The 11,984-nt window shown below is 27.1% G+C and carries 11 protein-coding genes and 1 riboswitch; of the genes, 1 reads left to right on the plus strand and 10 read right to left on the minus strand.

From position 1 onward, the window contains the following. Nucleotides 1-133: 133 nt before the first annotated feature. Nucleotides 134-178, minus strand: a riboswitch (PreQ1 riboswitch). Between the two features lie 139 nt (nucleotides 179-317). From ACYUCG_RS08405 to ACYUCG_RS08430, 6 genes are all read right to left on the minus strand, one after another. Then, on the minus strand, nucleotides 318-1,106 hold the full coding sequence (locus ACYUCG_RS08405) for a Nif3-like dinuclear metal center hexameric protein (RefSeq protein WP_460268432.1): 789 nt from the start codon (nucleotides 1,104-1,106) through the stop codon (nucleotides 318-320). After that, nucleotides 1,106-1,795: a tRNA (adenine(22)-N(1))-methyltransferase gene (locus ACYUCG_RS08410; RefSeq protein ID WP_460268433.1), complete on the minus strand. Its 690-nt coding sequence runs from the start codon at nucleotides 1,793-1,795 to the stop codon at nucleotides 1,106-1,108. Before ACYUCG_RS08410 ends, ACYUCG_RS08405 begins: the two co-directional genes overlap by 1 nt. Before the next feature lie 13 nt (nucleotides 1,796-1,808). Continuing rightward, nucleotides 1,809-2,696 carry a PH domain-containing protein gene (locus tag ACYUCG_RS08415; RefSeq protein ID WP_139933889.1) on the minus strand — a complete coding sequence of 296 codons (888 nt, stop codon included), beginning with the start codon at nucleotides 2,694-2,696 and terminating at the stop codon, nucleotides 1,809-1,811. A 235-nt stretch (nucleotides 2,697-2,931) separates the two neighbouring features. After that, nucleotides 2,932-4,032 carry an RNA polymerase sigma factor RpoD gene (gene rpoD, locus ACYUCG_RS08420; protein WP_003451215.1) on the minus strand — a complete coding sequence of 367 codons (1,101 nt, stop codon included), beginning with the start codon at nucleotides 4,030-4,032 and terminating at the stop codon, nucleotides 2,932-2,934. A 26-nt stretch (nucleotides 4,033-4,058) separates the two neighbouring features. Continuing rightward, nucleotides 4,059-5,846, minus strand: coding sequence for a DNA primase (gene dnaG, locus ACYUCG_RS08425; RefSeq protein ID WP_283677971.1), 1,788 nt, complete (start codon nucleotides 5,844-5,846; stop codon nucleotides 4,059-4,061). Nucleotides 5,847-6,014: 168 nt separating this feature from the next. After that, entirely contained in the window at nucleotides 6,015-7,043 is a 1,029-nt protein-coding gene (locus tag ACYUCG_RS08430) for a deoxyguanosinetriphosphate triphosphohydrolase (RefSeq protein ID WP_011591022.1), read from the minus strand. A gap of 204 nt (nucleotides 7,044-7,247) precedes the next feature. Between ACYUCG_RS08430 and ACYUCG_RS08435 the strand changes: the two genes are divergently transcribed. After that, nucleotides 7,248-8,327 (plus strand): CotS family spore coat protein, encoded by a 1,080-nt coding sequence (locus ACYUCG_RS08435; protein WP_460268434.1) that lies wholly within the window; start codon nucleotides 7,248-7,250, stop codon nucleotides 8,325-8,327. Between the two features lie 76 nt (nucleotides 8,328-8,403). Here ACYUCG_RS08435 and ACYUCG_RS08440 read toward each other — a convergent pair whose 3' ends face one another. The 4 genes from ACYUCG_RS08440 to ACYUCG_RS08455 are packed head-to-tail and all read right to left on the minus strand — an operon-like array spanning nucleotide 8,404 to nucleotide 11,853. Continuing rightward, the gene (locus tag ACYUCG_RS08440) at nucleotides 8,404-9,087 is read right to left on the minus strand and encodes an ABC transporter ATP-binding protein (protein WP_011592846.1); all 684 of its coding nucleotides are present in this window, start codon (nucleotides 9,085-9,087) and stop codon (nucleotides 8,404-8,406) included. A gap of 3 nt (nucleotides 9,088-9,090) precedes the next feature. Further along, nucleotides 9,091-10,332, minus strand: a complete 1,242-nt coding sequence (locus ACYUCG_RS08445; protein WP_242366163.1) for an FtsX-like permease family protein — start codon at nucleotides 10,330-10,332, stop codon at nucleotides 9,091-9,093. Beyond that, nucleotides 10,329-11,423: an FtsX-like permease family protein gene (locus ACYUCG_RS08450; protein WP_300259248.1), complete on the minus strand. Its 1,095-nt coding sequence runs from the start codon at nucleotides 11,421-11,423 to the stop codon at nucleotides 10,329-10,331. Before ACYUCG_RS08450 ends, ACYUCG_RS08445 begins: the two co-directional genes overlap by 4 nt. Before the next feature lie 58 nt (nucleotides 11,424-11,481). Further along, nucleotides 11,482-11,853 carry a hypothetical protein gene (locus tag ACYUCG_RS08455; protein ID WP_460268435.1) on the minus strand — a complete coding sequence of 124 codons (372 nt, stop codon included), beginning with the start codon at nucleotides 11,851-11,853 and terminating at the stop codon, nucleotides 11,482-11,484. Between the last annotated feature and the right edge of the window lie 131 nt (nucleotides 11,854-11,984).

The following is an 11,984-nucleotide window of genomic DNA, read 5'->3' on the forward strand; positions in this document are numbered from 1 at the left end:
AATTTAAGTTAGTTATTAATAGCTATTTAAAAATCTACATTTACTTACAAAAAAGCTTATAAATTCAGCCTAAAAATAATAAAAACTATATTACAGGCATACTAAAGAGTATAACTATCCTATAATACAGTTACAGCCCTTAGTTTTTTATAGAGGGATGGTTACGAACCTCTACCAAATTACATTGGATTTTTTTATAAAATTTTAGGTATGGCGTAACACCACACCATACCTATTATATAATAAAATCACATAAATTCAAATAATGTTATTTATCCAATATTATGTTTTAATTGTAATATTATATACCAAAAAAATTATATGAATTCAAAGGGATCTTTAGCCTCTTTTGAAACAATAAATTCCACGTCTGAATCTAATCTTTCTTTTACTTTTTCACTTACCTTAATTAAAACAGGCCACTCTGAATTAAAATGTCCTATGTCTAGAATATTTAATCCCATTTCCTTATAATCTGAAACAAAATGATATGTTGTATCTCCAGTTATTATTAGATCTGCTCCAAGTTTTTTTGCATCTCCAAAGAAATCTTGCCCACTACCATTTACAATAGCAATTTTCTTAATAACTTCATTTAAATCTCCTGCATATCTTAAATTCTTAATATCTAAAGATGATTTTATAAGGTTTATTATTTCTAGGACAGTCATTTCCTTAGTTAACTCTACTACTCTACCAATTCCAGCCTCAGAATCAACTGGGCTTTTATCCATTATGATTCCTTTATTAAATCCTAAGATTTCAACTAAGGTATCATTTAATCCACCTTTAACTGAGTCCCAGTTAGTATGTGCTGAATAAAGATTTATATCATTTTTTATTAAGCTTATAATTTTTCTACCTAATAGAGTGTCTGTTGTTATTGTACTTGGCTTTCTAAATAAAAGTGGATGATGAGTTAAAATAAGCTCTGCACCAATCTCTTTAGCCTCTTTAATAACCTCTTCAGTACAATCTAAAGCTAATAAAATCTTAGTTATATTTTTTTCTCTATCCCCAACCATAAGGCCTACATTATCAAAGCCTTCTTTTAAATTAACTGGGGCAATATCTTCTATTATATTTATAATGTCATTTAATTTCATTATAACATCCCCTTAAGTTTATTTATCTTTTCTTCTAAATCACTTTTTCTCTTTTTAGCCGCTTCTGTATCTTCTTTTATAAAACTTAATATAGTCTCACATCTATTTATTTTTTCTTCTATAAATTCCTTAAATAATGGATGACCTTTTTCTCTTAATAAAGGACTTACTTCGTAATATAATTCATCCTCAAATATTAGTTTTTCTGAATTTTCATTGTATTTTACTTTAAATAATTCATAAAATCTGCCTTCATCTTTAATTAAGTCTTCATCTATTATTTCGTAATCATTCTTATATAAAAACTCTCTTAAAACCTCTGGATTTTGAGCCGGTTGTAATATTATAAAATCATACTTTTTTACCTTCTTCATATCAGCTAATAAAATATCTCTAGTTAAATTTCCACCCATTCCAGCTAATATAACTCCATTTACTTCGCCTACTTTTAAAGGATTAAGCCCTGGTCCTAAAAGACATTTAACCTTATTTGAAACCCCTTCAAAAGCAACATTAACCTTTGCCTTCTCTATAGGTCCTTTATTTATATCTGAAGCTATTGCTTTTTCACATATTCCTTCTTTAACTAAATATATAGGTATGTATCCATGATCTGTACCTATATCAGCTACACTTTCACATTTATCAACATGTTCTGCTATTCTTTTTAATCTCTTACTTAATTCCATCTTATCCCACTTTCTACAAATAATTTACCAGTGTTTGTATTTGAGAAATTAAAAACACCAATGATATTATTAAAGACAAATAAATATATCTTTGAGCTAATTTTTTATCATATTTAGCACAAAAATGACTTGCATAATAAATACATACTAACAGAATCATATTCATTATTCCATATATAATTTGTCTTCCTACAAAATCCTTAGCACTTCCAATAGTACAAGGTATGAAATGTGCATTGAAGTCAACTGGCATTTTATCAGGCATAGCTCCTGATAAATATAATATAGAAGGTATTAATATAATACCTAGTATTAATAAGGATGTTATTATAAAAGGAATATAAAATCCCTTATCCCTTATTATTGCTCTTGCATTATTAACTTTCACCTTGAAACTTTCTTCCTTTATGCCCTTTGATACTATTAACTCTTTAAACTTTTCAAATTCATCTGGAGATAATCCATAGCTTATATCCTCTGTATGTATATATATAACCCTCTTACTAGAAGTTACAAACATACGAGCAAGCCCTACATTATGAACAACACATCTACCAAAACAATATTTATGTTTTCCAAAACCAGATAATTTAAATCCATTTATAACTTTATCTTGCTCTAAAAAACCATTTACATCTTTAAAATCTATCCTAAGTTTTTTTAATCCTTTAAAACAATTTATTTCAATGTAATCATCATTAACTTCGTAAACTAAGGATAAATCAAGTAAAATGTAATAAATGCATACAATGCTATAAACAAAGCTTGATACTATTACTAAGTTCCTCTCTAAATAACCATTGACTATGTTATTTAATATGATTAATAGTGCATTTCCTAATAAAAGATATGCCAAGACTTCAAATACGCCATGGCCTCTTCTAGCCTTAAATTTTGTCATTTACTACTTCACCTCATTGTAATTATATCATAAAATAAAGCTTTATTCAGAAACTAGCTCTTAGCTTTTATTATTATCTCTATACTTTATATGAATCATAATTTTTATCTATTCCTTCCCTTAAACTCAGAATCTTTTTCATATAAATTTAAACTTCTCATTTTATATAACATTAAAACTTTTTAAATATTAACTAAAAAAAGATTAGTACCTTTAAGGCACTAATCTTAAGATACTAATCTAAATAATCTTTTAACTTTTTACTTCTACTTGGATGTCTTAATTTTCTTAAAGCTTTTGCTTCAATTTGTCTAATTCTCTCTCTAGTTACATTGAATTCTTTACCAACTTCTTCAAGAGTTCTAGCTCTTCCATCATCTAATCCAAATCTTAATCTTAATACTTTTTCCTCTCTAGGAGTCAAAGTATCTAAAACATTTATTAATTGTTCTTTTAACATTGTGAATGCAGCTGCTTCTGCTGGTGCTGGAGCATCATCATCTGGTATAAAGTCACCTAAATGTGAATCTTCCTCTTCACCAATTGGAGTTTCTAATGAAACTGGTTCTTGAGCTATTTTTAAGATTTCTCTTACCTTATCTACTGGCATATCCATTTGTTTTGATAATTCCTCTGGTAATGGATCTCTTCCTAACTCTTGAACTAATTGTCTTTGTATTCTTATAAGTTTATTTATAGTTTCTACCATATGAACTGGTATTCTTATAGTTCTTGCTTGGTCAGCAATGGCTCTAGTTATTGCCTGTCTTATCCACCATGTAGCATATGTTGAGAACTTATATCCTTTTCTGTAATCAAATTTTTCAACAGCCTTTATAAGACCTAAGTTACCTTCTTGTATAAGATCTAGGAATAACATTCCTCTACCAACATATCTTTTAGCTATACTTACAACAAGTCTTAAGTTAGCCTCTGCTAATTTTTTCTTAGCATAGTTGCTTCCTTCTTCTATTTTTTTAGCAAGCTCTATTTCATCTTCTGATGATAATAGTGGAACTTTACCTATTTCTTTTAAGTACATTCTTACAGGGTCATCAATAGCAATACCTTCTGGAACAGAAAGATCTAATTCTTCCTCTTCTTCCTCTTCTTGCTCGATTTCACTGATTACCTCTATACCCATTGATTCTAGAACCTCATAGATTTTCTCTATTTGTTCTGGGTTTAATTCTATTTCATCAAGCTCATCCATTATCTCCTTGTAAGTCAATGAACCGCTTTTTTTACCTTTATCTATAAGTCTTTTTACTAAGACCATTTTGTCAACTTTTTCTTTACCTTCACCTTTTTTTGCTTTTGTTGTTTTAGCTTTCATTTTATTACCTCCTTCCGCCATTAAAACTACTTACTCCTTTCTAGTTCTTTTAATTTATCACTTATTTCTTTAGCTCTTTTCACTAAATCAAGTGACTCTTTAAACATATTGTTTTGTTCACATCTTTTTAATTCTTTAAGCACAGTAGTCTGTTCTTGTTCTAACTTATATTTTCTAATAAGATTAATATAATCTCTAACAAGAACTTCTATATTAGAAGAATGATCTAGAATAAGTAAGTCTTTTACTTCTAACCATTCCTTTAAAACTTTTGGATCTTCACACTTAGCTTCTACATGTTTTCCTAAGTTATTAAATCCTATTTCTTCAATTGAATCATTGATTATCTTTTCTAAGGATTTAATATTAGGAGATATTAAATCATCCTCTTCTAAGTATTTCTTTACTAATGAATGGTTTTCCTCCATACAAAGAAGTTTTAAAACACTTCTTTCACATTTAACATAAGGAGGTTCTACATATAATTTTGTTCCATATTCTTCCTTATTATTCACATTTTCATGGTTTTTATTACTATTTATTAAATTTTTATTTAATAAATCATAAAATGCTTGTTCTTTTATGGATGTTTCTTCTGAAATCCTCTTTATATAGACATCTTTTTCTATAGGATTTAAATCTGATAGTATATTAACAACTCTTTCAGCATACTTTATTAATCCATTATTATCTGAAAAATCTATACCAATTCTAGCCCTATGAAGCTTATAATCTATAAGTTTTTTTGCAGATTGAATCAACTTTATAAAAGCCTCTTTACCATTAGCTCTTATAAATTCATCTGGATCTTTGCCTTTTGGTACAGTTAGTACTCTAACATCTAATCCTGCATTTTGCAATATCTCAAGTCCACGTATAGTAGCCATTTGCCCAGCAATATCTGCGTCATATGATATTATTACTCTGTCTACATACCTTTTTAATAATCTAGCTTGATTGTCTGTCAATGCAGTACCTAAAGAAGCAACTACATTAGTTATTCCATATTGATGAAGTGATATACAATCCATATATCCTTCAACTATTATTAATGTTCTTTCCTGTAATCCATGCTTTATAGCAAAATTTAAAGCATATAGATTAGTTCCTTTGTGAAAGACTAATGTTTCTGGAGAGTTTAAATATTTTGGTTTAGAATCATCTAAAACTCTACCACCAAAACCTATTACACTTCCTTTGTAGTCAAATACAGGGAAAATAACTCTGTTTCTGAATCTATCATAAAAAGTTCCCTTTTCACTCTTAATCCCTAATCCAGCTGCCTCAATAGCTTCATTACTAAAGCCTTGTTTTCTAAGATAGTTTATGGTATTTTGCCATCCATCCTTAGCGTATCCAAGACCAAAGCTTTTTAATATATTTTCTTTTATTCCCCTTCTTAAAAAATATTCCTTAGCTTCCTTATTATTTTGAAGATTAGAAAAGTAATATCTAGCAGCTTGCTTATTTATGTTATATAAAACCTGCTTTTTCTTTTGCGATTCGCTTTGCTTACCATCTTCTATTGGTATTATTATATTAGCCCTATCAGCTAACTCTTTAACTGCATCTACAAAATTTAAATTTTTAGTTTTCATAACAAAACTTATTACATTTCCAGCTTCCCCACACCCAAAGCACTTAAATATTTGTTTGTCAGGAGAAACACTAAAAGATGGACTTTTTTCATTATGGAATGGACATAAACCAGAAAAATTTCTTCCAGTTCTTTTTAGTCTTACCACATCAGAAACAACATCAACAATATCGTTCTGCTCTTTAACTTTTTCTATAATTTCTTCTGAAATTCGCAAGAAATCTACTCACCTTCTTAATATTTTTTGACAATTAATTATTATTCGACATCAATTGATAAAATCCTTCTCAAATTTTAAATATAACTTTTTTTTTAATATTTTTCAAGTGTAAACGCATAATAATTATATTTTAGCAATATTTAGCCCTAATTATTCCAAAAATATTTAATACATCACAAACTTTGGAATATATATTTTATTGAACTCATTTGTACAGTAATCATCTGTCATTCCTGCGACGTAATCCGTAACCCCTCTATGTATTCCTTCTTCTTCACATATATTTTTATATAGTTCAGGCATTTCTCCCCAATTTTTGTAATAATATTCTATAACCTTACTTAGTACAAATTCTGCTTTTTTCCTCTCATCCTCTAAGTATTTCCCTAAATATATATTATCAAACAAAAATTTTCTAAGCTGAATAAAGGCATCTCCTATTTCATTACTTAAAGATACCCTAGGTTCTCCTTTATCTATGTTATCAATTGTATTAAAAACACAATCTTTAACTAAGGTATCTATTCTTTCACTGCCACTAGCGCCTAAGATTTCAATAATGTTCTTAGGTAAATCTTCTTCTTTTAAAATTCCCGCTCTAATTGAATCATCTATATCATGATTTACATATGCTATCTTATCTGCAAATCTAACTACTTGTCCTTCAAAAGTTCCTGCTACCTTGCTCACATTTGAAAAACCACTATGATTTAATATTCCATCTAAAACTTCTTTAGTCAAATTAAGACCTAAACCATTTTTCTCTATTTTTTTTGCTACTCTAACACTTTGTTCATTATGCTTAAACCCTCCTGGAAGAAAATCATTTAAAATATCCTCTCCAATATGAGCAAAAGCTGCATGCCCTAAATCATGACCTAAAGCAATAGCCTCTATTAAATATTCATTTAATGATAGAGCTACTCCTATCGTTCTTGCTACTTGAGAAACTTCTAAAGTATGAACAAGCCTTGTTCTATAATGATCCCCATAAGTTCTTATAAAAACCTGAGTCTTTCTTTTTAATCTTCTAAAAGATTTACTATGAATTATTCTATCCCTATCTACCATAAAACAGGTTCTTATCTCATCTGGTTCTTCTAAGCGCTCTCTTCCTCTGGATTCATCTGAAAACTTTGCGACTTTATTTAACTTTATTCTTTCGAAAATTTCAATATTCTCTCTTATTTTCATAGCATCACCTACTATATATATTCTATGCACCTATTTAAAATCCTTTTATAATTCTAGAGATTTACAACTTTATATATATTTTTATAAAGCAAACTCTAAATGAATTTTTTTGACTTTAAATCAAACTATTTCACATTTTAAAGTATAATCTAAAGTTAATCATAATATGCTTATAATAAGGAATTTTTTATTAGGAGGTTAATCATGGGAAAGCATTCTAAAAAGTTTAATGAAGCTGATGAAATTTTTAATGCTGTAGAGTCCATAGTTTTACCTATGTATAATTTAGAAAACTATTCTATAGAGAATATAAAATTTAAAAATACAGATAAAAATAGAGCTGTTTATAAATTAATTGATGATATTAATAATCCTAAAAATACTTTTTGCTTAAAAAAGGTTTATTATGATGAAGGGACTCTCTTATTCATATATTCAGTTATGGAATGGTTTGCTAGAAATGAAATTAAGCTTCCCAAAATGCTCCCTTCAAAGTTTAATGGTAGATTTGTTAAAGCAAATAATATGCTTTTTATGCTTTGTCCATGGGTTAAAGGTGAAAAATGTAACTTTGATAATTTACAACATATCTTACTATCCATAGAAAATCTAGCTAAAATGCATAATTGTTCAAGAAACTTTAAAGCAATTGAAGGTAGTTTAATTAAAACTGGATTTGATAGTCTCTACATATCCACATTAAAACACTTTAATAAGATTCTTTCATCATTTAATACTGCAACTAAAATGAAACATAAGGACAAATTTTCATCAATATTTTTAGATGTTTTTGATGAAAATATTTATCTAGCTAAAGAAGCTCTCTTAGTTTCAGGAGCTATTAATAATAAAAATTTAAGTAGATCTCTTTGCCATGGAGATTATGTAAATAAAAATATTTTAATTGATAATACTGATGTTTGGGTAATTGATTTTGATAAAGCATCCTTAAATTATTCTATGTATGATTTATGTTATTTCATGAGACGTTTATTAAAAAGATCAAATACTAATTGGGATATAGACTTAACAAGAAAGATACTTAAAACATATAATTCAATTGCTCCTCTTACAGAGGATGACTTCAAATATGTTTTTTCATATCTAGCATTCCCTCAAAAATATTGGCGCTTATCAAAGGACTATTATAATAACATAAAAAAATGTAATAAATCAATGTTTGTAGAATCTCTTAAGGAAGTTGCACTAGATACTTATGCTCAGGTTAGATTTGTTGAAGAACTTAGAACATTATTAAAAAAAGATTTTCTACTTACTCTATAGGCTTATTTTTATTCAAAAATGGCGTGTATCGAAATAAATTTTACTAAAAAATTATTTTGATATACGCCTTCTTTTATTAACTATTTTTTATATCATTAACTATCAAACCATCCTCAATATTTATTATTCTATGGCATTGAGATGCTATGTTTATATCGTGAGTTACTAAAATTATAGTAGTTCCTCCTTTATTTATATCCTTAAAAATATTCATAACCTCGTTACTTGTTCTTTTATCAAGAGCCCCTGTTGGTTCATCTGCTAGAATAATTTTAGGCTCATTGATCAAAGCTCTAGCTATTGCAATTCTTTGACATTGTCCTCCTGAAAGTTCAGTAGGATATTTATTAAATTTATCTAATAAATCTAACTCTTTTAATATTCCCATTACCTTTTCTTTCTTATTCTTAATCTTTTTATCACTATATTCTAATGGGATTTTTATATTTTCATATACTGTATAATCATTTAATAACTCAAATGACTGAACTACAAATCCTAAATTAGCATTTCTAATTTTAGCAAGTTCCTTCTCACTTGTATCAGTAATTTCTCTACCTTCTAGCTCATAAGAACCAGAGTCAGCGGAATCTAAACACCCTAATATATTTAATAATGTTGTTTTTCCCGAACCTGAAGGTCCCATTATAGCTACAAACTCTCCAGATTTTATAGATAAATTTATATTTCTTAATGCATGTACAATATTTTCGCCCTTTCCATACGTTCTTACTACAGATCTTAGTTTTATTAAATCCATTTCTTATTCCCCTTTTATTAAATAATTTAACTTATATTTTTTTATATAATATATAGGAATCATTGATACTAATATTATAGCTCCAATAATTATTGATATACTTTTAGCAAAAGTTCCATATTGAAATTGAACTACGTCTGTAACAAAATTAACACTATGTAACATCAAATAAGAGTATGCTATTATTGTAGATATAAAAACTAATATAAATTGTTCGATTATAACTCTGAAGCAAATATCACTTATTGTTGCACCATGCATTATATGAATGGAAAATTCCTTTCTTCTATCTAAAACCCTATTACAAAATATAACAACAAATCCTCCAATAGCAAAAATTCCAACAATATAAATAAGTAAAAGATTTAAGTTAATATTATATTTTATCTCTTTAGTAAAAGTATCTATATTTTCATTTGGATCATAAACTGATATTTTAACTTTATTGTTCTTAGCTAAACTTTCTACCTCTTGCTTTACTTCATTAAATTCTCTAGGATCACTATTGTAAACTAAAAAGGCATTACTTACATTTGCATTAATAATATCCTTAGGCATTGGAGTAATAATAAATGTGTTAAGATTTTTAACCCTACTTAAATCATAAACTCCCTTATCTAAAAAAAACTTATTTTCTTCTATAAAGCCTACAACCTTATAGTTAAAATATTTATTTTCTATAATATCACCTATATTAAAAATTCCTTTATAAGCATTTCCTAATACTATTGGAATATATTTATTCTCCCATTCAACAGAATTTAATTGAGAAAACTTTTCAAAATCTTTTAAGTTTCCCTCTGATAAACCTATATTAAAAGTATCAAAAAAATTTGGACTACATTGAAGCGAATAAACAGACTTCATTTCTTCCCCTTGCTCTGACTCTTTAAAATCATTATCTAAAAATTTCTCTATTCCATTAAAATATGGAAGTTTTATTTCCCCTAAAACAGTTGTAACCATGTTAAAATTCTTATCAATATCTAAAGCAAAGTTAGAAAATTTATTTTCATCCTTTTGGTCTTCTAAAAACTCATCAATAGAGTCATACTTTAATGCTATTTGATAAATAGTTTTATTACCTATTATTTCATTCATAGAACTAAGTTTCTCATTTTGATAATTTTTAGATTCAATAATTCTATAAGTCAATATTATAACTAACATTAGCTGTAATATAAGTACAATCTTAAAAAACAAACTATTTTTCAACTCTCTAATAGAGTACTTTAAATTATTCATTTCAGTTTTCCCTTCATTATATTAATAGGTTTCACCTTTTTTGCCTTAAATAAAGGTATTAAAACCGCTATTAAGCCAATAAACATAAATATTATAGTTATAAAAATTATACTTTGATAGTAAACATCAAAAGTAAATTCAGGAAACATATAAATCAAAAGTCTTTTCAATAGTAAATGTAAAGAAACTCCCATTATTAAGGCAATACATATGCTTATTAAATACTGTTTTAATATATGTATTACTATTTTACCATTGCTTGCACCATAAGCTTTTCTTACCCCAATCTCCTTTATACTCTTTTTAATCCAATAATAGATAGCTATTATTAGATTTAAAATTCCTATTATAAAAACTAAAAATAAAATATCTATAAAGTCCTTATATTCATTTAAGGCTTCCTTTAAATTAAAATCTTTCTTTATATCCTCTAATGAAAAACTTGTATTCTTATTTACTGCTAATTTTTTATAATCATTTAAAATATTTTTTAACGCTTCATTATTCTCTATGTTTATTTTCCATGATGAACGAGTGTCTGAAAATTCATCGCTAGATTTTAAGTTAAATAAAAATGTATTATCATATCCAGTTTGCCTCTCACTACTTCCTAAAATACCAATCACCTTAAATTTCTCTTCTCCTATAGTGAAAAATCTCTCATTGTTTTCTTCAAAAACTTCATCTTTAAAATTTACTCCAACTAATGCCACCTTTTCTCCATTTTCTATTTCTTCTTTAGTAAAATCTCTTCCTTCTAATATGGGAAAACTTTTTTGAAAACCATTTTTAAAATATATTCCTCTTCCAAAAATAGTATCATTATTAAGATACTTAGGTAAAGGTTCATACTCTAAATAAATTTGTGAATTATTATAATTATCAACTATCTCACAGACTTCTCTAAAAGTAATATTATTAGAGTCATTAAACTTAAAATATTTTTCAGTTAAGTTTGAAATATTATTTACTTCTTCCTTGTTTTTATAACTTAAAACTAAAATGCTCAAAACAATTGAAAAAGTAAATACTATTAAAGTAAATGTCGTTATTATATATGTTAATTTTTTATATTTTTTAAAACTAATCATTTTTCACCTATTAATAGATTGTACTATTAAATAGTACAAGCTATTTTCATAATATTATTTAGTATAAGCGTGCAAAAGTTCTTGAACTTCCAGTTGATGTACCAACACTTCCATATGCATTTCTACCACCAGTACGAGTTATAGTGGATGAATGTGCTCTTGTATTTCCAGTATTTGATGCCCAATTACCAATTCTATATCCATCAGCATTAACAATTTCTACATATGCATATGCTTTTTCATTTCCGGAATCTATAACTGTAGTTGTTGCTCCATAACAATTAGATGAATTTCTACTTCCCTCTACCCACCCATGGTATGATGTTGTTTTAGATGCTCCTGAAACAGTTGTACCCTGAGCTGCACTTACTAAAATACCCCCTGAAAGCATAACCATTGAAGCCCCTAAAATAATACTTTTTTTAATCATAAATACCAATTCCTTTCTTTTTTTATTTTCTATATTTTACATTTTTTATTATACAATAGCTTTTGTGTATGTTTTGTCGCACCATGTCTAAAAATAAAAAAAAACGACTTTTTTCTACAATATAAATTGTA

The sequence above is a fragment of the Clostridium sp. CTA-17 genome (assembly GCF_054767895.1).